This window comes from Microvirgula aerodenitrificans DSM 15089, from assembly GCF_000620105.1.
GTDB lineage: Bacteria > Pseudomonadota > Gammaproteobacteria > Burkholderiales > Aquaspirillaceae > Microvirgula > Microvirgula aerodenitrificans.
In genome coordinates this window covers 182,904-203,518 of the sequence record NZ_JHVK01000003.1, presented here as the reverse complement: position 1 = coordinate 203,518, position 20,615 = coordinate 182,904, and the positions used below count along the sequence as shown (strand labels likewise).

Annotated in this window: 26 protein-coding genes; 19 read left to right on the top strand and 7 right to left on the bottom strand. The window is 60.8% G+C overall.

The window, feature by feature from the left end:
* The 17 genes from Q352_RS19835 to Q352_RS0104545 form a co-directional block, all read left to right on the top strand.
* On the top strand, positions 1-518 hold a 518-nt coding region (locus Q352_RS19835; RefSeq protein WP_036385361.1), incomplete at its 5' end, for a phage tail sheath C-terminal domain-containing protein.
* A gap of 14 nt (positions 519-532) precedes the next feature.
* Positions 533-907: a hypothetical protein gene (locus Q352_RS0104610; RefSeq protein ID WP_028498324.1), complete on the top strand. Its 375-nt coding sequence runs from the start codon at positions 533-535 to the stop codon at positions 905-907.
* Positions 907-1,290 carry a hypothetical protein gene (locus Q352_RS0104605; protein ID WP_036385249.1) on the top strand — a complete coding sequence of 128 codons (384 nt, stop codon included), beginning with the start codon at positions 907-909 and terminating at the stop codon, positions 1,288-1,290. The genes Q352_RS0104610 and Q352_RS0104605 overlap by 1 nt, the downstream gene beginning before the upstream one ends.
* Positions 1,291-1,402: 112 nt before the next feature.
* A complete protein-coding gene (locus Q352_RS0104600) occupies positions 1,403-3,649 on the top strand; it encodes a phage tail tape measure protein (RefSeq protein ID WP_028498322.1) in 2,247 nt (748 codons plus the stop codon).
* Positions 3,649-5,121, top strand: coding sequence for a DNA circularization protein (locus tag Q352_RS0104595; RefSeq protein WP_028498321.1), 1,473 nt, complete (start codon positions 3,649-3,651; stop codon positions 5,119-5,121). Before Q352_RS0104600 ends, Q352_RS0104595 begins: the two co-directional genes overlap by 1 nt.
* A gap of 4 nt (positions 5,122-5,125) precedes the next feature.
* Entirely contained in the window at positions 5,126-6,214 is a 1,089-nt protein-coding gene (locus Q352_RS0104590; protein ID WP_211249600.1) for a phage baseplate assembly protein, read from the top strand.
* Positions 6,211-6,837: a phage baseplate assembly protein V gene (locus tag Q352_RS0104585; RefSeq protein WP_028498319.1), complete on the top strand. Its 627-nt coding sequence runs from the start codon at positions 6,211-6,213 to the stop codon at positions 6,835-6,837. Before Q352_RS0104590 ends, Q352_RS0104585 begins: the two co-directional genes overlap by 4 nt.
* A gap of 60 nt (positions 6,838-6,897) precedes the next feature.
* Positions 6,898-7,248: a phage GP46 family protein gene (locus tag Q352_RS0104580; RefSeq protein WP_028498318.1), complete on the top strand. Its 351-nt coding sequence runs from the start codon at positions 6,898-6,900 to the stop codon at positions 7,246-7,248.
* Entirely contained in the window at positions 7,248-8,312 is a 1,065-nt protein-coding gene (locus Q352_RS0104575) for a baseplate J/gp47 family protein (protein WP_028498317.1), read from the top strand. The genes Q352_RS0104580 and Q352_RS0104575 overlap by 1 nt, the downstream gene beginning before the upstream one ends.
* Positions 8,309-9,199 (top strand): putative phage tail protein, encoded by an 891-nt coding sequence (locus Q352_RS22175; RefSeq protein ID WP_084299843.1) that lies wholly within the window; start codon positions 8,309-8,311, stop codon positions 9,197-9,199. Before Q352_RS0104575 ends, Q352_RS22175 begins: the two co-directional genes overlap by 4 nt.
* Positions 9,199-9,651, top strand: coding sequence for a hypothetical protein (locus tag Q352_RS23230; protein ID WP_156952470.1), 453 nt, complete (start codon positions 9,199-9,201; stop codon positions 9,649-9,651). Before Q352_RS22175 ends, Q352_RS23230 begins: the two co-directional genes overlap by 1 nt.
* Positions 9,652-9,785: 134 nt before the next feature.
* Positions 9,786-10,184 carry a hypothetical protein gene (locus tag Q352_RS0104565; RefSeq protein ID WP_028498316.1) on the top strand — a complete coding sequence of 133 codons (399 nt, stop codon included), beginning with the start codon at positions 9,786-9,788 and terminating at the stop codon, positions 10,182-10,184.
* The gene (locus Q352_RS23225; RefSeq protein ID WP_156952469.1) at positions 10,181-11,311 is read left to right on the top strand and encodes a glycine-rich domain-containing protein; all 1,131 of its coding nucleotides are present in this window, start codon (positions 10,181-10,183) and stop codon (positions 11,309-11,311) included. The genes Q352_RS0104565 and Q352_RS23225 overlap by 4 nt, the downstream gene beginning before the upstream one ends.
* Entirely contained in the window at positions 11,304-11,843 is a 540-nt protein-coding gene (locus Q352_RS0104555) for a DUF4376 domain-containing protein (RefSeq protein WP_036385245.1), read from the top strand. Before Q352_RS23225 ends, Q352_RS0104555 begins: the two co-directional genes overlap by 8 nt.
* The gene (locus Q352_RS0104550) at positions 11,840-12,091 is read left to right on the top strand and encodes a hypothetical protein (protein ID WP_028498313.1); all 252 of its coding nucleotides are present in this window, start codon (positions 11,840-11,842) and stop codon (positions 12,089-12,091) included. Before Q352_RS0104555 ends, Q352_RS0104550 begins: the two co-directional genes overlap by 4 nt.
* Positions 12,092-12,231: 140 nt before the next feature.
* Positions 12,232-12,444, top strand: coding sequence for a Com family DNA-binding transcriptional regulator (locus Q352_RS22685; RefSeq protein ID WP_084299874.1), 213 nt, complete (start codon positions 12,232-12,234; stop codon positions 12,442-12,444).
* Positions 12,392-13,186, top strand: a complete 795-nt coding sequence (locus Q352_RS0104545) for a DNA adenine methylase (protein WP_028498312.1) — start codon at positions 12,392-12,394, stop codon at positions 13,184-13,186. The genes Q352_RS22685 and Q352_RS0104545 overlap by 53 nt, the downstream gene beginning before the upstream one ends.
* A gap of 531 nt (positions 13,187-13,717) precedes the next feature.
* On the opposite strand, the gene Q352_RS19820 is transcribed toward Q352_RS0104545, so the two are convergent.
* From Q352_RS19820 to Q352_RS23870, 7 genes are all read right to left on the bottom strand, one after another.
* Positions 13,718-14,218: a lysis system i-spanin subunit Rz gene (locus Q352_RS19820; protein WP_051528683.1), complete on the bottom strand. Its 501-nt coding sequence runs from the start codon at positions 14,216-14,218 to the stop codon at positions 13,718-13,720.
* On the bottom strand, positions 14,203-14,676 hold the full coding sequence (locus Q352_RS0104535; RefSeq protein ID WP_028498311.1) for a lysozyme: 474 nt from the start codon (positions 14,674-14,676) through the stop codon (positions 14,203-14,205). Before Q352_RS0104535 ends, Q352_RS19820 begins: the two co-directional genes overlap by 16 nt.
* Complete coding sequence (locus Q352_RS0104530) at positions 14,673-14,891, bottom strand: phage holin family protein (RefSeq protein WP_028498310.1); 219 nt, start codon at positions 14,889-14,891, stop codon at positions 14,673-14,675. The genes Q352_RS0104535 and Q352_RS0104530 overlap by 4 nt, the downstream gene beginning before the upstream one ends.
* A 66-nt stretch (positions 14,892-14,957) precedes the next feature.
* Positions 14,958-15,584: a DUF4376 domain-containing protein gene (locus Q352_RS24005; RefSeq protein WP_051528681.1), complete on the bottom strand. Its 627-nt coding sequence runs from the start codon at positions 15,582-15,584 to the stop codon at positions 14,958-14,960.
* A gap of 1,076 nt (positions 15,585-16,660) precedes the next feature.
* Positions 16,661-17,077 carry a hypothetical protein gene (locus Q352_RS19805; protein ID WP_051528679.1) on the bottom strand — a complete coding sequence of 139 codons (417 nt, stop codon included), beginning with the start codon at positions 17,075-17,077 and terminating at the stop codon, positions 16,661-16,663.
* Between the two features lie 9 nt (positions 17,078-17,086).
* Positions 17,087-17,866, bottom strand: coding sequence for a hypothetical protein (locus tag Q352_RS0104510; protein WP_156952467.1), 780 nt, complete (start codon positions 17,864-17,866; stop codon positions 17,087-17,089).
* Between the two features lie 53 nt (positions 17,867-17,919).
* The gene (locus Q352_RS23870; RefSeq protein WP_211249599.1) at positions 17,920-18,852 is read right to left on the bottom strand and encodes an antA/AntB antirepressor family protein; all 933 of its coding nucleotides are present in this window, start codon (positions 18,850-18,852) and stop codon (positions 17,920-17,922) included.
* Between the two features lie 799 nt (positions 18,853-19,651).
* Between Q352_RS23870 and Q352_RS23220 the strand changes: the two genes are divergently transcribed.
* Both Q352_RS23220 and Q352_RS23215 read left to right on the top strand, forming a co-directional pair.
* The gene (locus Q352_RS23220; protein ID WP_156952466.1) at positions 19,652-20,011 is read left to right on the top strand and encodes a hypothetical protein; all 360 of its coding nucleotides are present in this window, start codon (positions 19,652-19,654) and stop codon (positions 20,009-20,011) included.
* Positions 20,012-20,020: 9 nt separating this feature from the next.
* Positions 20,021-20,527: a hypothetical protein gene (locus tag Q352_RS23215; RefSeq protein ID WP_156952465.1), complete on the top strand. Its 507-nt coding sequence runs from the start codon at positions 20,021-20,023 to the stop codon at positions 20,525-20,527.
* Positions 20,528-20,615: the final 88 nt, after the last annotated feature.

Genomic DNA, 20,615 nt, shown 5'->3' with positions numbered 1-20,615 from the left:
TCGCCTTCGAGGAAGACCCGGCCCGCCCGCTGAACACCCTGGAAATCAAGGGCCTGGACGTGACCGGCATTCACCAGTGGCCGAGCCGTACCGAGCAGGAGAACGCGCTGTACAACGGCCTGACCCCGCTGGAGATCGGCCCCGGCGACCGCGTGCAGATCGTGCGCGCCATCAGCACCTACACCCGCGACCCGCAAGGCGTCGACGACGTGGCGCTGCTCGACATCACCACCATCCGCACCCTGGACTACGTCCGCAAGGCCTGCCGCGAACGCATCAGCCTGCGCTTCCCGCGCGAAAAGCTCAGCGAACGCACGCCGGACAAGGTCCGCTCCGAACTGCTGGACGTGCTCTACAAGCTGGAAGAGCTGGAAATCGTCGAAGCGGTGGATGCCAACAAGGCCGGCCTGATCGTCGAACGTGACAGCCAGGACGTGAACCGCCTCGACGCCAAGATCCCGGTCGACGTGGTCAACGGTCTGCACGTGTTCGCCGGTCGCATCGACCTGCTGCTGTAAAGGAGAACCACCCCATGGCAATACAGGAATACGCCGGCTCGATCGTGCTGGAAGTCGACGGCAAGGAAGTCGAAGTCATTGACCTCAGTGTCAGCACCAAGACCGGTCGCAAGTTGGTCAAGACCATGAATAAAACGGGGCGTGCCAAGGGCTTTGCCCGAGGCATTGCCGAGTACGAGCTGTCGGCCACGGTGGCGATCCCGCTGTCTGGTGATCTCGATTGGGCGGGTATCGAGGGTGCCAAATTGACGGTCTACCCGCTCAGCCCCGGCGGCGCGCGCGAGTCGTACCTGGATTGTTTCAGTCTGGAAGTCGGTGAGAAATATGACACGGACAACGAGGCAAAACGTGACATCAAACTGCAATCGTTGAGAAAGGTCGCCGAATAATGATGACTGAAACCGATTCCCTGTTGTATGGCATCGAGTGGCCGGCTGAATCTGGTCAGATGCACTACGAATTCGAGCTGCGGATGGCGGCCATTGGCGACAACATCCATGCGCTGGAGGCACACCCGGACGGCAGCGCACTGACGCTGTCCGTCGCCATGATGGCCGAATGCCTCGTACGACTGGGCGGCATTCCGGCCACGGAAATCACGTTTGATCTGCTCGCACGCACGCTGGAGCCCGATGACTACGACCTCATCAATGCGGCATGGGCACAGCTCAAAAAAAAGCGGATGCGGTCGAGCGCCAGCTCGCAGGATACCGGCGCGCTGTCATCGTGCTCGGCCGACACGGGTTTGACGAGGCCCGCATCCGCCGCCTGACACTCGCCGAACTCGACGGCTACCTGTCGGCCATCGGCCATCTCAACGGCACCTCCCGGCCGGTTAGCCCGTCCGGCGAGCGCCGTATTGTCAGTCAGCGTAGAAAGACCTAATGGCCCGCAATCTGGAAACGTCCCTGACCATCAGGTTCCGGGACCAGTTGTCTGGCACTGCCACACGAGCGTTTGACACGCTGTCCCAGCGCAGTCAGCGCGCAGCCCAGGCGGTGACCGGTGTCGCCACCGCTGGCACTGGCCTGGCACAAACGGCCAGAGCACCGCAGGCGGTATCGCGCGCATTGCAGGATCTGGCCACTCAGGGTAAATCCACTAGCCAGATCGTCAGTGGTACAACAAAAGCGGTTCAGGCGATAGGGGGGGCAGCACAGGCGCCACAGGGTGTCTCACGCGCCATGCTAGAGCTGGCCAGGCAGAGCAAAATTGCCGAGCAGGCACTGGGCACCACGACCAATCGGGCACAGGCCCTCGGCCGTAGCCCTGCGCCCTCGCGCACGATTGATGGACTGCGGCAAATGGCGAGTCAGGCCCAGGCCGCCGAACGGGCCATGCGAGCTGTAGCTACCACCGCCAGAGGGGCAATGACGGTCGGTGGCCGTAGCCTGCAGGCATACGGAACTGCGCTGGCAGGTGGGGCGGCTGGTGCAGCAGTAATGGCTACCCCCATGCGCCGGGTAGCCAGCTACGACATGCGACTGGCCCATATGGCCAATACCGCATTCAACGAAACAGAGATTGATGGCCGCCGGTTGTCGGTCGATGAGCAACTGCAGCGGCGGCGTACCGGCAAAACGCAACTGGAAGGTTACATCCGGACAGCTACGCTCGAAGGCGGTACGCGCGACGACAACGCTGCTGCGCTCGACAAATTGATTGCGCGGGGAATTTTTTCTCCCAAAGAGGCTGGGCAGCTGCTGCCGATGATTAGCCGGGCGGCAACGGCGGCAGGGTCCAGTGCTGATGAAATGACCGATGTCGTCATGGCGGCGGTACAGAACGCAAAGATTCCTGTCGAACAGATCCCGAAGGCACTGGGCATGGCGCTCAAGGCTGGGCAGATGGGCGGTCATGAGCTGAAAGATATGGCCATTTGGTTGCCCAAAATGTTGGCAATGGGTGGATTATCCGGGTTGCGTGGCACGGACGGTCTGGCATCAATTTTAGCAGTCAGTCAGTTGGCAGTTACATCAGCGGGTAGTTCTGACGAGGCAGGCAATAATGTGGTGAATTTCCTGCAGAAAATTACCTCCGCAGACACCGCTGTCGATATGAAAAAAATCAGCGCTAAGTCGTTTGGAGATAAGCGAAAAGGGGAAAAGGGAATCGACTTATATGGCACTCTGGCCAAGGCCCGCCAAGAGGGTGTTGATCCAGTCGAGGCATTCACACGTTTGGTGCGTAAGGTTGCTGAAAGCGACAAAGAATTCACTCGACTGAGAAAAATGGCAAGCGATGCCAAAACCGATAAGGATAAATCGGCTACATACGGCAGCATGGCGGACATCCTGCAGGCACGAGGAGTAGGGAAAACGATCCAAGATCGCCAGGCAATGCTGGCACTACTGCCTATGCTTTTTGACCCCAAAGCCTATCAGGATATGAAGAGCGGCATTCTAAAAGGGGGCGCGCAGGATGTAGAGACCAATCAGCTTTTCATCAAAGAACAAGCCGGGTTTAAATTCCAGCAGGCCGAAAATGTTAAAGATCAAGGGCAGTATGACTCCCTGGGGGCACTGAATAGTGTCGTGGGCGATGTCGCCAGCCGGCTGGCTGAATATGGCGCTCAATATCCTGGACTGACGGCCTCCATCACTGGTGCGACCGTCGCACTAAATGCGCTCACGGCGGCCGCTGCTGTCGGTGGCCTGGCAAATATCCTGGGCGGAAAACTCGGTGGCGCGGCGGCGGCGAGGGCGCTGCCAGCTGCCGGCGCAGTTGCCGCACAAGCCCTGCCAGCTGCCGCCTCTGCGGCAGCCTCAATCGGCGTGGCGCCCATCATCGCTGCCACCACATTTGGTGGCGTGCTGGCGGCGGTCGGATCGCGTATTACCGATGAGGATCGTGCGAATGCCACTCGCAACCAGGTCAAATCCCGGTTTGGTATGGACCTGAATGCCACCAACCGGAATGTACCTAACCCTGTGGCTCCGCTGCCTCAACTGACACCGGCGCCGGGTCAGAGCAGTGCCTACGCAGCCCGGCTGGACGCCGCTGCGACAAAAATGCAGGCCGCTGCCAGTACGCCGCAGACCGTGTATGTCAAGGGCGAACTGCGAATGTCGGGCGGGGATCTGATTGCCGCCATTGATCAACACCAAACAGTCGCGTCACGGAGGCAATAGTGTCCTGGGAAAAAACTCTGCTCGACGCCTCGTTTCGGGGTGTGGTGTTCGACTGTATGCGGACGCAGGATAACGCCCAGCGCGACACCACCAGCCACGAGTATCCATATAAGGACGGCGCCGACGTCGAGGATCTCGGCCGCAAGGCTCGGCAGATTCAAATTAGTGCGATTTTCTATGGCACTGACTATGAAACTCGCCTACAGAAATTTATCTCCGAGCTGGACAGGCCGGGCCAGGGCGAGTTGATCCATCCGGTTTTCGGTAGTATCAAACACGCACAGTTGCTGAGCTACAGCATTGGTCACGATGCCGACTCGCCTGATTACTGCACGGTCGACCTGCAGTTTATCGACGCCACACCGGGCAACCCGTTCTTCGTTCGGCAGTTGCCGGCGCAGCGAGCGGCTGCCGTGAGCCTGCTGGCTGGCACCGCACGGCTGAGCGCGATCTCGGCATTTGCCGGCAAGTTGGGCAGCCTCAAGAGCATGGCCAGCGGGATGTTGTCGCCGCTGACGGCACTGCGTGGCGTGCTGACTGGCACGCTGGGCGCTATCCGCAGTCAGATTACCGGGTTCATCGGCAGCGGTCTGGATCTGCTGAATTTCCCGCGCGCGTTTGCTGGTGACCTAGTCGGCATGGTCAGTGGTCTGGCAAATCTGAGAGGGTTCGGCATTAGCACACTGAAGTCGGACTGGAAATCGTTGGTCGGGCAGCTCAAATCGGTCGTGCAGTTGCCGCGTTCGATCTCCAGTTTGTCTGGGGGTAGTTCAGGCGGGACGCCAGGCAGCAGCTCGTCTGGCGGCAGTTCGGGCGGGACGCCAGGCAGCAGCTCGTCTGGCGGCAGTTCAGGTGGGACGCCAGGTAGCGGCTCGTCTGGCGGCAGTTCAGGTGGGACGCCAGGTAGCGGCTCGTCTGGCGGCAGTTCTGGCGGGACGCCAGGTAGCAACTCGTCTGGCGGCAGTTCTGGCGGGACGCCAGGTAGCAGGTCGTCTGGCGGCAGTTCTGGCGGGATGCCCGCCGAGCCTGCGCACGTTGCACTGGTCACTGCCTTGGTGCAGACCGTGGTCGCCACTGAGCTGGCCGAAACCGCTGCCAGCATTTTTACCGACGAGACCGAGGAGCCGACACTATCTCCGGTCGAGATCGAGCAGATCAGCAATGACGTGCGCGAATCGCTGCAGGCAAGCATCGATGCCTGGCGCGACCTGCTGCCGATTGAAGAGGCCCGCCCGGTGATCGAGGCGCTGCGCACGACGGCGCTGGGTATCCAGCAGGCCGCAGCAGCCGTCATTGAGGCGTTGCCTCCACTGGTCACGCGCCGCGTCGAGGCACCAGGCAATCTGCACCTGATCGCGTTCCGCTGGTATGGCGACTACAGCCGCGCCGGCGAGCTTGCCCGGCTGAACCCACAGATAGTCAACCCCAACCGACTGATGCCAGGAGATGCCCTGTATGCCTACGCCAGATAACACCGTGTCGCTGCTGATCGGCGGCCGGGTCCACAGCCAGTGGAGCCGCTATGAGATCGACAGTGATCTGCTGATTCCGGCCGATGCGTGGCGTGTCGATCTCGGCATGCCGGCCGGCGAGTTCCCACCCATTGTTGATATTGGCGCAGCGGTCCAGGTCCGTATCGGCGCGGATACGGTCATGACGGGCCGTATCGACGATGTCGAGGATGCCATCGGCCATGATAGCCATACGCTGAGCATTTCCGGGAGGGATGGTGCGGCTGTCCTGGTCGACTGCTCATCGCCAGTTTTCGTCACCAAGCAATCGACGCTGGCCGAAGTGATCGCCAATGTCGTCAGGCCGCTGGGCATCAGCCGCATCCGTATTGATGCAGCATCGACGCGGACCAGCGAGAAGGTCAACGTCGAACCCGGCGACACCGCCTGGGAAACGCTGGTGCATGCCGCCGAGGCGAACGGGCTGTGGCCGTGGTTTGAGCCCGACGGCACGCTGGTAGTCGGTGGCCCTGACTACACCCAACCGCCGGTAGCCAGTCTGATCCTGCGCCGAGATGGCAAGGGTAATAACGTGGTCAATCTACGTCGTGCGCGTTCGATGGCTGAGCGCTATTCGGACATCACGGTACTCGGTCAGGCGCACGGAACTGCGGCCGAGCATGGCAAGCATGCGTTAAGAAGCGGTGTCAAAGATCCCGCCATGACTGTTTATCGCCCCAGGATCGTGGTCGACCACGATGCCGAGAACGCTGAAATTGCCCGTGCCAGGGCACGCAAGGTCTTGTCGGATAGTCGCCTCAAGGGGTTTACGCTGACAGCCAAGGTCGTCGGCCACCGCACCAGCGATGGCGTGCTGTGGGCGCCCGGCCAGCGCATTCATGTGTTGAGCGAACCGCATGGCATTGATGGCGTGTATTTCCTGATGGCTCGCAAGTTTCAAGGGGGGCGTGGCATCGGCATGACCACACAACTGACACTGAAAGAGGATGGCGTGTGGGTGCTCGACGCCCACCCGCATAATCGCAAGCGTCGTGGCCGGAAGGGGCGCGGCAAGAGCGACGCCGGCGTCGTTGCCGTGGATGTCAGCCAATGATCGCCGACGTCGATAAACGCATCCGCCGCGCCATGGCTGGCGTGCGCCAGGCATTTCGGGGTGTGCTGACGCGGGTCGGCAGCGGCTCTGATGTTCAACTGGTGCAGGCTGACGGGCTGGCCGGCGAGCGCTTGCAGGACAACGAACTGTTCCAGCATTACGGCTTTACCTCGAACCCGCTTCCGGGAACGATGGCGGTGGTGCTGCCGATCGGTGGACGAACCAGCCACGGCATCGTGATCGCCACCGAGCACGGCAGTTACCGGCTGAAGGCGCTCGAAGCCGGCGAAGTGGCTCTGTACACCGATGAGGGCGCAAAAATCGTGCTGAAGCGTGGCCGGGTGATCGAGACCGAGTGCGACGTGTACCGTGTCAACTGCAAGTCGTGGGAGGTCAACGCCAGCGACAAAGCGGACTTCAACACGCCGATGCTGACGGCCAGCGAGCAGGTGACCGCGCAAGGCCAGTTCAGCGGTAATGGGGGCATGGTGCTGCAGGGTGGGAATGGTGCGGCGATTACTGGTGGGCTGACGGCGACAGGGGATGTGGTGGCCGGCGGGAAGAGCCTGATACATCACGTTCACCCAGGTGATTCCGGGGGAATGACCGATGCTCCCGTATAGCTGTACCCACTGAACCCGTTCACATAGAGCCCCCACGCCCATGCCACGACAATCCGAGGCATGGACGCACTCATCGACCCACAAACCGGCGACTACGCCGGTTCTCGCACTGACACCCTGGCCAACGCGGTCTACCTGCGGCTGATGACGCCGCTAGGTGCGTATTGGGCTGATCCGTCACTAGGTTCGCGTCTGCACGAACTGCAGCGTGAGAAAAATGTTTCTCGTGTCGACCTGCTGGCCCGCCAGTACAGCGAGCAGGCGCTCGCGCCGCTGCTCGATGACAGTCGTGCCACCCGCATCACCATCACGACTACCCGGACGCACCCCGGCTGGTTGGATCTGCACATCGCTGTGGTCGATGCGCTCGGCCGCACACACCTGTTCAAGCATCCGGCGAGGGTTGCCTGATGCCGTTCCCTATCCCCGCATTCACCGACATTCGGGCTGCTCTGCTGCGTGACATCCTAAACCAGCAGCCCGACGCGGATACCAGTCCCGACAGCGACTATTTCATCCGCGCCACCTCGGTGGCCAGCGCGGTCGAGGGGCTGTACCAGCACCAGGCATGGACTGTGCGGCAGCTGTTCCCCGACACCGCCGACACGGAATACCTAGAACGGCACGCCGCACTGCGGCAGATTTTTCGCCGTCCGGCCACCGCAGCATCCGGGCTAATCCGGTTTACCGGAGCCTCGTCTGCCCCGATTCCCGCCGCGCTGATGCTGTCTCACCCTGACGGCCGACAGTATGAAACACAGGCAGACGGCGTTATCGGCGAGGATGGCACAGCTGTCATTGCGGTGACGGCCTCCAGTGCCGGGACAGCCAGCCGCCTGGCAGCCGGGACTGCCCTGACGCTGCGCACCACGCCGGTCAGCATCGACAGCACGGCCGTGGTGGTCGAAATGCTGGGCGGCACGGAAACGGAGACCGACGCCGAGCTGCTGGACCGTCTGCTGGAGCTGATCCGCCGACCGCCGGCAGGCGGCAACAAATATGACTTCCGGCGCTGGGCAATGGAAGTCGCCGGCGTCTCGGCGGCCTATGTGTACCCGCTGCGCCGTGGCGTGGGCACGGTCGACATCAGCGTCATCAGTGCCGGCGGGCTGCCATCACACGATTTGCTGACGGAGGTATACCGCTATATCGACGACCGTCGGCCAGTTACCGGCTGGGATTTTCAGGTGCTGGCACCGACACCGGTCTATGTCGATGTCGCGGTGGCCATCTCATGGTCGGGTATAACGCGTGCCGAGGCCGTGGATCGTGTCGAGACAGCTGTTAGGCAGTATTTTTCGGAGCTACACCCAGGCGACAGCGTAATGCGCTCGCACCTGGAGACGCGCATTTCTGGGCAAGCAGGCGTGACGGACCGCCAGTTGGTCTCCCCTCCGGCCAATATAACCGCCGTGGCAGATGCCTCGGCAGTGCGCTGGCTGATGCCGGGCCGCATTGAGGTGCGGGATCTGTGAGCCACGCAACGCTACTATCCCTGTTACTGCCCCCGGCATCGTATTCGCCGCTACAGGCACGGCTGGCCGCAGAACTAGGGGCCGAGGGCGCTGTACTCGACTGTGCCAATGCCAGCGCCGACCAGATAGCAAACGCGGTTACGCCTGGCGTGATCCCCGACCTGCTACCGGACTGGGAGCGTGTGCTGGGGCTGCCGAATGCCGCAGCGCTCAGCGATGCCGACCGAGTGAGACGGATCGCGGCCAAGCTGGCCGAGACCGGGGGGCTCAGCATCCCCTACTTCACCAGGCTGGCGGCGGCAATGGGGGAGCCAATCCATATCACCGAACCGCGTCCGACGACGGTCGATGCACTACATGCCGGGGATGTGCTGTTCGGTACGGGTGTACACGACGTCTGGCTGTGGCAACCACAGGATGGCCGCTGGCAGGAAACCCATACGCACGCATTTGCATGCTGCGGTGAGGCCCGGGTGGATGCACCGCTGTATCAACGACTCGATGACTGGGCTGGCCACGGCCTGCGGCTGAGCTGGTCTGGCGCTGCCGAAGCTGGCCAGCCGCTGGCTGATTTTGGTGACGAGTGGCTGATCGCGCTATTCGAGGACCTGAAACCGGCATGGACGTGGTGTGGTGCGTGGCTCGCCCCGGGCGCCCCCCCCGGAGTGCCGGAAGCGGCCCGGTGGACGGAATGGCTCATCGCCGGTGACGGCACGGCAGGCAGCGCCTTGGATTGCACGTTTGATGACTGGCGGCTGCCGGACGGCCGATGGCTGGGCAACCCGCCCGCCACTGGCAGCCCACATACCCAGCCGGTAATGGCGCACCTGCCGGAGCTGACTGCCGGTACACCGCTGAGTCACCGCATCGAAACCTGGAGAACCTGATGGACCGTATTAATTCACCCGATGGGCAATTCCACAACGGCGACCCGACGACCGGGCAGCGCGGCACACGTATCACAGCCGAATGGCTGAATGGGGTGCAGGAGGAGCTGATTCATGTGATCGAGGCAGGCGGCCGAGCACAACCCGATTTTGCCAATGTAAGCCAGTTGCTAGCGGCCATCCGTGCAGTGTCTCAGGCGGAGGCCCGAGCGGCGTTTCAGCGGGGAGCGCAGCCGACAGGTACCGCTGCAGGCAGCGAAAACGACTTGGCCGTGTCGACTGCACCGCCGGTTGACGAACTGCTCGATGGGCTGGAGCTGCGCGTGCGCGCCGGCTCAGCCAACACCCGACGCCAGGTAACGATCCGCATTGGTGATCTGCCCCCCTGTTGCAGTGACCAAACTCGGTGGCCGTGCACTGGCCATCGCGGACATTGCCGGCCCTGGCCATGAGTTGATCCTGCGGTACAACGCTGACACTCAGTGCTGCGAACTACTCAACCCGCGTGCTGTAGCTGGTGATGCGGTAGCAATCAGCGGCAGCAGCCATTTCGATTTTCTCAACTGCATCTGATTAGGAGACATTCATGTCTGCCACCCCTCAATATGCCTCCCGGCCGATCAATGCTGCGCTGCAGATCCAGATGGCCAACTCTGCCCGTGATGGGTCCGGTCAGGTCTCGACGCTGTACACGGCAGACATCGCCGGTGCCGGCGCCCGTATCGATACCATCCAGCTGGCAGCAGTGAACGCCACGACGGCCGGTGCGGTGCGGTTTTTTCTGCGCGAGCCCGGCGCCGGCATGACCTGGCGGTTTTTCCGTGAAGTGCCCGTTACTGCAGCTGTGCCCGGCCCCTCTGCGCCGGCATTCTCGACCGAACTGACCAATCTGGCGCTCGTCGTCGCACCAGGCTGGTCACTGGGTGTCGCCAGTGAGCGCGCAGAGGGACTCAATGTGCTGGTGACCAACGGAGGTGAACTGTGAACAAGGGCATTCACGGATACCCGAAAGGCGGCGTTACTGCAGTTACGCCCAATTGGGGTAACGGCCGTTTTGACACGACGCCGGTCGTGACAAATTTTTCTCATACCGTGCCGTCATTTATGGGGAAAGGCGCCACGGCAAACATCACGTTTCGCAGTGCCGCAGACGCATCGGGGGGCGCTGTCAGCTTTTCCATTGACTCGCAGACCTCCGGGCTGACCTTCTCTAAAACGACAGGGATCGCTGCCAATGAAATCGTGGTCATGTCAGCTCCGGGGCAGATGCCTGCAGCGCGGGAGGTGGCGTTTGTCGTGAATGTCGTTACCACCAGCGGGGGGAAAACCCCGGTCACAATCAAGGTCATCATTCTCGAAACAGTGATGTGGGAATTCACGACGGCAGGTGTCAGCAACTGGACTGCACCGGTCAGTGGAATCTACGAACTGCTAGTCATTGGTGGTGGCGGGGCTGGTGGTTTAGTCAATGGTGGCGGGGGAGGTTCTGGCTGGCCGGACAAAATCGAAGCGAGCGTCGCCGCAGGACAAACTCTGGCAGTAACGGTAGGTAGCGGAGGAATAGCCAAGACAAGCGGCGGCACTGGCGGAGTACCGAACGATCCGACCTGCACTGGCGGTAACGGTGGCGTGTCATCCATTGGCACTCTGATCTCGGCCATGGGTGGACAGGGCGGATCTGGTGGTGGCGCCTATGGAGGCAACTATGGCGGTTCAGGGGGCTCCGGCGGCGGCGGCGGCGGCGGGAATTCTACCGAATACCCATCCGGCTCCGGCGGCACCAACGGCAGCAATGGCCAAACGCCTGTCGCCAAAAGTTTAGAGTCGAAGGGTGGTGCCGGCGCGGGAGCCAATCGATACAGTTTGCTGGATAGCTCACTAACGCATGGTACCGGTGGGAACAGCGTGCAGTCACACGGCGGCGGCGGCGGCGGCGGCGGATGGGGGCCTATGCCGGCTGCGATTACGACTGCAGGAACGACTGTTATGGCACGTGGAGGCACCGGCGCAGGTTATGGCGCAGGCGGCGGCGGCGGTGGATGGGCCAACGCAGGTGCCAACGGTGTATCTGGCTATGTCCGCATCAAGTGCATTGGAGCTGACCATGTCTGACCAATACTGGGCGTTGATTGTGGATGGCACCGTCTCCGAGGTAACGAACATCGACCCGGCAGGCCGGTTTCCACCGCCTCTGCGCTGGCTGTCAGTGCCGCGGCGGATTGCGCCATGGGTGACGAATGCATACGTGGAGACCGAGCACGGTGTCCAGCCCCCTACGCTGGATTTCCTGAGGGGGCAGGTACGGGATGCAGTTACAGCTGAACGCTGGCAGCACGAAATCGCAGGGCTGACACTGCCGGACGGCACTCGAATCCTGACGGCTCAGGACGATCAACAGCGCGTCAATTCCGTGCTGACCAACATGGAGCGCTACGGGATTGCCGAGGTGGATTTCAAGACGGCCAGCGGGTGGCGCAGGGCAAGCTATGAAGATGTAAAGCAGATCGGCGATGCAATCATGCGACATGTCCAGGCCGGGTTTACCGCTGAACGCGCACACCATGCTGCCATTGATGCACTGGACAGCGCCGAGGCCGTGGCTACCTATGACTATAGTGCCGGATGGCCGGGGAGTGAAGCATGATGCGCTGGCTGCTGCAGATCGCCATTGCAGTCGACCAACTGTTCAATGCCACGCTACCCGGCGGCTGGGCCGATGAAACGTTCTCCAGTCGCTGCTGGCGTCATCGTCAACTGCGCGGGTGGCGCATGGCGCGGCATGTGGTGGATACACTGTTTTTTTGGCAACCCAATCATTGCCAGGCGGCGTTCGAATCGGAGCAAAAGCGCCGGCATTCGCCTCCGGCACTGCGCATCAACAGGACCGCGTAAGAGAGGCAGCGACCGAGGAGGTGTTGCAAGCGCCACCTCGGCCAGCTGACCCGCAGAACTACCCTGCAAGTCACCCCGAGGCTGCCACTTTCAGGCCTGAAAGCGCAGCAAGTTTAGCGGGTTTTTTGACACTGCAGCTAATGATTAACGACATCCGATGCGGCCACTGCGGCCGCAAACTCGCAGAGGGTGAATATATCGCCATCTCTATCAAGTGCCCGCGCTGTGGGTGCCTGAACCATCTGAAGGCCGCGAGCCTCTATTACGAGCGTCACGGAACGCCATCACAAGGAGTTCCCGATGGACATGAATCCCATCGTTCCGTGGCTGGGCGGAAAGCGACGCCTGGCTGACCGCCTGATCCCTCTGTTCCCCCGGCATGAATGCTATGTGGAGTTGTTCTGTGGTGGCGCCGCGTTGTATTTCCTGCGCCGTATCCCGGCCCCTGTCGAGGTGCTGAACGACGTGAACGGCGAACTGGTGAACCTGTACCGGGTGGTGCAGCACCATATGGAAGAGTTTGTGCGGCAGTTCAAGTGGGCCATCAGCAGCCGTGAGGTGTTCAAGTGGCAGCAGACAACTCGCCCGGAGACACTGACTGACATCCAGCGCGCAGCCAGATTTTTTTATCTGCAGCACCACGCGTTCTCGGGAAAAGTCGTCGGGCAGACATACGGCACGGCGACCACGGCAGCGGGGATTAACCTGTGCAGGATTGAGGAGAACCTCAGCGCTGCGCATCTGCGACTGGCAGGCACCAACATTGAGCACCTGTCATGGCAGGACTGCCTGACGCGGTACGACCGCAGCCACACCTTTTTCTACGCTGACCCACCGTATTGGCAGACCGAGGGCTACGGCGTGCCATTCGAGTTCGAGCAATACGAGAGGCTGGCTGAGGCGATGCGGACGTGCAAGGGCAAGGTGATGGTGAGCATCAATGACCATCCCGACATTCGTGGGGCTTTTGCGGGATTCTGGATGGAGGGTCTGGATATCAAGTACAGCACTGGCAGCGTCCACGGCGCGCCGGAAACCAGTAGAGAACTGGTTATCACGAACTGGGAGCCTGATGCGCTGGGTGGCCTGTTCTAACGCCAAAGCAAAGCCCCGCTGGGCAGCGGGGCTCGTGACAATCAATGCACAAATCCGGGGCTGATATGGCCTTTGGCGCAGTGACAAATCCTGCGCCAAAGAGTGTCAAAACCGCCGCCGCGTTACAGCTATTTGTGCCAACACAGAGAAGGTCTTCCAGACCGGTCCACTTCATCTAGCATCAGCCGCACAAGCCTTGGCCGAACGCCCACACTATTGACCGTTCCCGCTTACATAGTGCTTACACGAGCTAGAAAACAAAAAAGGGGTTACAGGAAAAATCCTGCAACCCCTTGATTTTACTGGTGCCGTTGAAGTGAATCGAACACTCGACCTACTGATTACGAATCCTAAGCGGCGCACGTAGCCGCCTGATTTCAATAGCAAAATCGCGCTCGGATTGTGCCATTCCTGCACGAGACTGCAACCACCTGCACCACGCCTGCACCCGCTGCGGCACAAATCCGGCACAGTGTGCCGCGACCCTCTACGCCCATCGCTCGCAATGAGCGCTCGCCCGGGCTCCCTTCCCTATTTCACGAATTCATCACGATCAGCCCGCACCACCGCCTGACATGCGCTCAGTTGCCGGACGACGGCATCGGCGTCGGCTGCGAGGGCGACAAGATCATCAGCAGCCGCTGGCTGAATGTCGGCTCTCTCGGCACCATCACCGCTGCCGGCACCGGCGCCAGTTGCGGACAGGCTGCAACTTCCGGCGACGACGGGGACTGACAGGCGGACAGTGCCAGCGCGCAACTGAGCGCGCAGACGGTCAGTTTCCAGTTGGGCATTGCGTTCGTTCTCCTGATATTTGGCATCGATGGTGGCCAGCGTCTGGGCGTGCTGCTGTTCGGCGGCACGGGCGGACCGCTCCTGCGCCAGCAGTTTGGTGTTGAGCTGGGCTCGGTCGGCATCCCATTCGGCCTGCACACCGGCAGCGCCTCGGCTGTGGCCGTGCCACCAGACGCCGGCCAGCAGCGCAAGGACAGCCAGCGCGCCGGCAATCCAGCGGATCAGTGCATCAGACATAGTTCCCTCTCCGCCTCACGGCGTGCAGTCAGGCCGGGTAGCACCTGGCCGCCGGCACGATTCCAGCGCAGCAGCTCGTTGCAGCCGCCGACAGTGTCACCGCCGTTCAGCCGGCGCAGCAGGGTCGAACGCTGGTATGCGCCCGGCCCGACGTTGTAGACGAACGACGCCAGCGCCGCTCGGCGGGTATCCGGCATCGGTACCCGCGCACTGCGGTCGACCACGGCCAGCGCCTGACCCAGCTCGCCGGCCAGCAGCCGGTCGCATTCAACCTGCGATTTGCGCTGACCGATTCGCACACCGGCCGTGCTGCCGTAGCAGATCGTCGGGATGCCGACCGGATCGAGATAGGCCGTGGGGCGCAGGCCCTCAAAATAGCCGGTCAGCGGCACGGCAATCGCCAGTGCGCCGCCGGCGACGGCAGCCGCAATACGTGCTTTCAGGGCGGGCGGCATCATGTCGCGTCCCCCGGAACGTCAGTTTCATCGCTGCCGTCTCTCCATGCCCGGTACTCGCGCCAGTAGCGCGGCACCAACAGGCCGACCTGCAGGCCGATGTAGATGAACGTGGCGATCGATACCCACTCGGCCAGGCTCAGGCCGGCCAGGGATGCGGTAGTGACAGCGACCGGCGGCGCCGCCTTGATGGCCTCGGCCATGATTTCCTTGCTCATACAGTCCCCTCGGACGTGAAAAAGCCCGCGCGCAGCGGGCAGAAAAATGGACCGCAGTGCGGTCCGTTATTCAGTGGCGACAGGCCATCCGGGCGAGAATCCGGCCAGATCGGCGAGTGACATTCTGTCGACGGCTGCCTCCATTTCCAGCCGGCGGGCGTAGATGACCGCCCCGCGTTCGACCATGGCAGCCCACAGCGCCCGCAGGCCATCCAGCACCATCGGCACGGCCTGGCGCTCGGCATCGACCCACTGGCCACCAGGAACAATCCCGGCCAACAGCGCATCACGGATGTCCTGCAGCGCGGCAGGTGTCGTCAGCCAGCGGCGCCCAGCATGCTCAACACCAGCCCCCCGCTCTGCCTGTTCCCACTCGACGAGCACATGCCGCATACGCTCCCGGGCGGCTGACAGCCTGTCTGCAATCTCGTCACCGGTCAGCGGCACGACCTCATGGGATACGACCACCACATGCCGGCCCGGGTCTGGAGTCAGCTGCTCGGCGCCGAGGCGTTGCGTGCTGTCGTCGTATGGAGTGCCGGCATATTCAGCCGGCCACCACGCACAGTCACGCACGCCCAACGCCGGATCAGTCCACGACAGGTCGAGCAGCGATTCCGGCGCGAGGCCGACGAGAAATGCAGGAACCGGCTCGCGCGTGGCGATGTTGTTGTGAATTTTGATCAGGTCCATTTAGTACCTCGCGCGGATGTAAGGGCGGCCAGCGGTTGGGGAAGTTGTCACAAATGGGGTCATGAATTTTTTCGTCTTGTCGTATGGATACGACGCAGTCGAGCGACTCATCGTCCCGCTGCTCACGCCCACCACCCACACCCCAGCCCCGTCTGTCGCAACGGAATAGATGGTCGTAGTGCCGAACCCGCTGGTTACCCAGGCCCACGTAGCACCGTTGTCGGTCGAGCGCTGCATCGCTCCGGAGGCCCCACACGCAACCCACACGCCAGAACCGTCTGTGGCGACAGAGATAATTCCCTGAGTGCCGAACGCGCTGGTTACCCCGGCCCACGTAGCGCCGTTATCAGTCGAGCGCGCAATCGTCCCGTTACCCCCACCGGCGACCCACACACCAGACCCGTCTGTCGCAACGGAATTGATGATCGTAGTGCCGAACGCGCTGGTTACCCCGGCCCACGTAGCACCGTTGTCGGTCGAGCGCTGCATCGCTCCGGAGGCCCCACACGCAACCCACACGCCGGAACCGTCTGTCGCAACGGAATTGATGTTCCGACCGCCGAACCCGCTAGTTACTGCGGTCCACGTAGCGCCGTTATCAGTCGAGCGCGCAATCGTCCCGTTACCCCCACCGGCGACCCACACCCCAGCCCCGTCTGTCGCAACGGAATAGATGGTCGTAGCGCCGAACGCGCTGACCCCCCCGGGCCACGTAGCGCCGTTATCAGTCGAGCGCGCAATCGTCCCGTTACCCCCGCCCGCCACCCACACCCCTGCCCCGTCTGTCGCAACGGAATAGATGTTCTGACCGCCGAACCCGCTAGTTACTGCGGTCCACCCAAATACATTAGCTCCAATCAGCCCAATGGCCGCATACAGATCAGGGTATGCGGCCTGATCAAGAATGGCCCCATTCGCCGGCAAATAACGGTCGCCAGGATTCGATTTGAAATAGGCAATGCTGCCGATCTCACTCGGGCCTCCAACACCACCGCTGCCACCCGACCGCCGAGGCAGCCCGCCCAGCCCGCCACCAGCAGCCGGTGCGCCACGCATCCCATACGGATAGGTCATGATCAGTAGTCCGTGTATTCGGCGCGGAACACGATGCCGCCGGCCAGTGCGACCTGGCTCCCGACATAGAGCCGGTCACCAGCTCCGAGCCGCAACGGCACAATCTCGCTGTAGCTCCCAACGGTCGTCGATGCGATCTGCGCTGTCGTGCTGATGGTCTGCGCCGGCATCAGCGCCGAGTCGATCAGGCGTTTCGTCGTGCCGCCGTCGCTCGACAGATACAGCACCAGGCTCGACGCCGTGACGGTCGCGCGCGGCATGGCCGTCAGCCTGGTCAGGATCGCGCCGTCAGCGCCGGCGGTCAGCAGCTCGACAACGCCGGTCGGAGAATCAGTCGTCAGCGCGCCGGCCGCCGCCGTGACGACAGCGGTAGCGGTGCGCGGAGTTTGCGCGAATGGGGCAGTAAAAGTTTTTGCCATGATGAATCCTCAGAAAGACAGGGCTGCCGCCTGGATGGTGGCGAGAGTGGTTTTGTTCTGGTCGACGTACTGGCGCAGTGCATCCAGCTCCGTACGCTGGGCGTCACTGATCGGCTTATCCACGTCGGCGGTATTGTCGACACGAGTCAGGCCGACATCGGCGGCGCTCAGGGTCACGACGCCGTGATGCCCATTGACCGACACCACCGGCCCGTCAGCGACCGATTCGGCCACTGCCGCCGCCTGCAGCCGCGCAGAATCTGCAGCTGCAGCAAACCCGGCTGCGCTGGATGCCCATTCCTGCGCCAGACTTGCACTGGCCGCTGCGGCACCCTGGCTGGCGGACGCCGAAACCTGCGAAGCCGCTGCGGCTGCCGCCGCGCTGTACACCGACTGTACGGTGGCAATGTCGATCGCCATCTGCAGCACCGGGTTGCCGTTCTGGTCATAAATCAGCATCTTTCCCGCCCGGACGCTCGGGCCTCCGCCCGGCAGCACAGTTACATTGCCGCTGGAATCAAACGCCAGCAGTTGATGCGCCCGGTCTGCTGGTGCTGGCGGAATGCTGGCAGTCGTCGCGCCGTCCGGGAGCGTGATCGTTTTGCTCAGATCCGTTTCGACAGCGGTGAACGCCGAACTGACCGCATCGAACAGCTTGTTCACATCCCGAGCCCGGGCAGTATCACCATCGACCAGCCGGTCATTACGGTTCGGGTGATCGAAATAGTCATTGTTTGCTGTCATGACCCCTCCATGAAAAAGCCCGGCGCAGGGCCGGGCGGTGGACATAAAAAAACCCGCGCTGTCGCTAGGACAGGCGGGCTGTGTGTTCAGTCAGGCGGCTACGCAGAACCGAGCGGGAGCGCCCCTTGCGCTGCGGCCACCATCTTCTTGGTGGGCTTCTTGTCGAATACCACGTTCATGCCGCGCTGGTCGGTGCATTGCCTGATCCTGTCAGCCTGATGGCCAAGCCTCCAGCGCACATCCTCCATCATCGCCAGCAATTTCACCTGCCACGCTGCGGCGTCTCTCAGCGCCAGAATGCGAATCTTGGCGCCGGCCACGTCGTGGCCGTCACGCTCAAGAGCCTCAATCAGCTCCAGTTCAGGCGCGCGGTTCCTGCTGTCCAGCAGCACGTCCGGCGTCATGTTCACGTTGATGAATGCCCGGCGCTCGAAGTCATGCGGCGCAGCGGTCTCCTTGGGGAAGTGGTATGCGCCCTTCTTCTCTGCCGGCAGCACCTCGCCTTCCAGCACCAGCCGGTGGACGTACTCGACAGCCTGACCGATCTGCTCCGGCGCCAACTGGTCGATATGCTCGACGCCGAACCGCTGATGGACCAGCGCGTAGGCGTCCGGGTACATCAGCCCTTTCTTGCCGACCAGCATGCTCACGGCGGCGCGCAGCGGAGTGCGGGCGTCGGTTGTGGTGGTGGCCGGCTTTACCATCTGGCGCAGCCGCTTCTCGCATTCGATGAAGTATCGGCGGACAGCCCGGCCCTGTTCGTTCCGCTCGACCATGGCGAGCTCTTTCGCCGTGTCGATGGTCAGGTGGTAATCAGTGCGTCCGCGACCATGACCTATTTCCCGCTTCTGGGAAATAGCAACAAAGTCCTGATTTTCCACGAACCCGTACTCGGAGATGCGCTCAGTGATCCAAGACGCAAACCGGCGACCAACTCGCAGGAATCCATGCAGCAGACGAGCGTCGCAGAGCAGGACAGATTCATTATTGATGGTTCCGGCGAACACCGGGACGAGGGTTTGAGCGGCCATGGGTAGCCTCCTAGCTTTTCAGGAATTCCACCCAAGCAGGGGTGGGGGCTGTCCTACGCCAGCTAAGCGAGCGCCGGGCCCTTACGGGTACCCGCAGCCCCCATCGACCGGTATGGCCGCGCGCAGACGCACGCACGCCGAAAGAGGGGCAACAAAAAACCGGCTTTCCGCAGGTAGCGGACGCGCCGGCCGGCGCTTAACTGTTTAGGAACCCGCAGTATCGCCACGGGCGGGCGGCGTGTCAACGAAAAGCCCGCCAAGAGGCGGGCCTTCATTCGAGTAGCAGCGGCATCTGTATCCTGCTCTCAAGTGCAGTGAGGCGGGCCGCTCACGGGCGGTTCATCCCCGCACCCGTGGGGAACACGGGTCGATGGTCGGCCTGATGCGGACCATGGCGGGTTCATCCCCGCACCCGCGGGGAACACGCAGTCGGCAACCTGGCTGACAGCGTGGCCGACGGTTCATCCCCGCACCCGCGGGGAACACCAGGCGCGCCTGAACTGCAGCCCGTCGACGTTCGGTTCATCCCCGCACCCGCGGGGAACACTCTAAAAATAACCAATTGATTAAAAAGAGTTTATTGGCACCATGAAAATCTACCAACTTTTTGCCACCGCAACCGTGGCTACACCATAGCAGTTCTACCACATCCGGTTCCAGCCCCCCGTGCTGTCCAGCTTAGGGACACGGACTGTCAACTTGACGGTCGGGTGGCATGCAACATCAGATGACAGCGGCACGCGGAAAGTGTACGCTAAATAAATTTAGCATACACAATTAATTATTAAATGGGGAATGCATGAATACTCTTTATTTAATTCTCGTTTATGTTGGGAAATTTAATTTTGCAGCTACGGCGCTTTTAATATTAATTTCTTTTTTTGTAAAAAATAACATCAGAGAAAAATTATCCGGACTGGCTATTGCATGTGCCATTGTTTCTCTTATTTCAAGTCATATTGTGTCGCTATTTGCCATAAATGAATCACTCGGGTTATTGGCAGCCATTATCGCATTCTTTATGCCTATAATTTCGTTATTTGCTGCCATTATCGTGGTGGTTCTTAGTGATGGAAATATGCTTCATACACACAGTGGGGTATTTTGGGTTTTGCTTTCAGTATGGTCTCTTTCAAGATTTGGCTTAAATAACCCATAAGGATTAGCAATGAAAGGAAATCAAATTTGGGCAATTTTGTATATTATATACATAATTCCATTTTCAATCTGGTCGGCAATTAAACTTGAAAACATAAGCATTAGAGAAAAAATATATATAAATAGAGAAAAGGAAAAAATAGACGAATCGGAAATGCATGCCATATTATTTATATGGTGTTGCGGTTTTATTGCCATGCTTATTCTATCAAATGAAGATGCCAATGAATGGTACGGATTTCTTGTGGCTGGTATGGCATTTATATTAATAGTTTTTTTCAAAACATTTAAAATAGCACAACTTAAGAAAATCTATATTAGAAAATTAAAAACCCCAATCAAAAAAATTTATTTACTGTTGGCATTCGTGTTTTTCTTGCTTGGCTTTTTCATTAGCCCAATACTATACCCAAAGATCTTTGGGTATTCATCCGCACAAGAGTGCATGCTCCATGTCAACACTAAGTTTCAAGCTGGTGCATGCGCTGACTTGTATCCGTGGAGGAAGCGTTACTAAGTCATGCACACTAGAATTGATTTTTAAGCAATTGTGCATCAATGGACGGATCTGCAGAAATCAGCTTAATGAAAAATAAGAAATTTAT

Excerpts from the sequence above, each read along its gene's own strand:
- Q352_RS0104610 (WP_028498324.1), top strand. The coding sequence starts at position 533 with ATGGCAATACAGGAATACGCCGGCTCGATCGTGCTGGAAGTCGACGGC.
- Q352_RS0104535 (WP_028498311.1), bottom strand. The coding sequence starts at position 14,676 with ATGATGCCGCCCGCCCTGAAAGCACGTATTGCGGCTGCCGTCGCCGGC.
- Q352_RS0104565 (WP_028498316.1), top strand. The coding sequence starts at position 9,786 with ATGTCTGCCACCCCTCAATATGCCTCCCGGCCGATCAATGCTGCGCTG.
- Q352_RS0104575 (WP_028498317.1), top strand. The coding sequence starts at position 7,248 with ATGCCGTTCCCTATCCCCGCATTCACCGACATTCGGGCTGCTCTGCTG.
- Q352_RS0104545 (WP_028498312.1), top strand. The coding sequence starts at position 12,392 with ATGGACATGAATCCCATCGTTCCGTGGCTGGGCGGAAAGCGACGCCTG.
- Q352_RS19805 (WP_051528679.1), bottom strand. The coding sequence starts at position 17,077 with ATGGCAAAAACTTTTACTGCCCCATTCGCGCAAACTCCGCGCACCGCT.
- Q352_RS0104585 (WP_028498319.1), top strand. The coding sequence starts at position 6,211 with ATGATCGCCGACGTCGATAAACGCATCCGCCGCGCCATGGCTGGCGTG.
- Q352_RS24005 (WP_051528681.1), bottom strand. The coding sequence starts at position 15,584 with ATGGACCTGATCAAAATTCACAACAACATCGCCACGCGCGAGCCGGTT.
- Q352_RS22685 (WP_084299874.1), top strand. The coding sequence starts at position 12,232 with ATGATTAACGACATCCGATGCGGCCACTGCGGCCGCAAACTCGCAGAG.
- Q352_RS0104555 (WP_036385245.1), top strand. The coding sequence starts at position 11,304 with ATGTCTGACCAATACTGGGCGTTGATTGTGGATGGCACCGTCTCCGAG.
- Q352_RS0104580 (WP_028498318.1), top strand. The coding sequence starts at position 6,898 with ATGGACGCACTCATCGACCCACAAACCGGCGACTACGCCGGTTCTCGC.
- Q352_RS23870 (WP_211249599.1), bottom strand. The coding sequence starts at position 18,852 with ATGGCCGCTCAAACCCTCGTCCCGGTGTTCGCCGGAACCATCAATAAT.
- Q352_RS0104605 (WP_036385249.1), top strand. The coding sequence starts at position 907 with ATGATGACTGAAACCGATTCCCTGTTGTATGGCATCGAGTGGCCGGCT.
- Q352_RS0104600 (WP_028498322.1), top strand. The coding sequence starts at position 1,403 with ATGGCCCGCAATCTGGAAACGTCCCTGACCATCAGGTTCCGGGACCAG.
- Q352_RS0104530 (WP_028498310.1), bottom strand. The coding sequence starts at position 14,891 with ATGAGCAAGGAAATCATGGCCGAGGCCATCAAGGCGGCGCCGCCGGTC.
- Q352_RS0104510 (WP_156952467.1), bottom strand. The coding sequence starts at position 17,866 with ATGTCCACCGCCCGGCCCTGCGCCGGGCTTTTTCATGGAGGGGTCATG.
- Q352_RS23220 (WP_156952466.1), top strand. The coding sequence starts at position 19,652 with ATGAATACTCTTTATTTAATTCTCGTTTATGTTGGGAAATTTAATTTT.
- Q352_RS0104550 (WP_028498313.1), top strand. The coding sequence starts at position 11,840 with ATGATGCGCTGGCTGCTGCAGATCGCCATTGCAGTCGACCAACTGTTC.
- Q352_RS23215 (WP_156952465.1), top strand. The coding sequence starts at position 20,021 with ATGAAAGGAAATCAAATTTGGGCAATTTTGTATATTATATACATAATT.
- Q352_RS23230 (WP_156952470.1), top strand. The coding sequence starts at position 9,199 with ATGGACCGTATTAATTCACCCGATGGGCAATTCCACAACGGCGACCCG.
- Q352_RS19820 (WP_051528683.1), bottom strand. The coding sequence starts at position 14,218 with ATGTCTGATGCACTGATCCGCTGGATTGCCGGCGCGCTGGCTGTCCTT.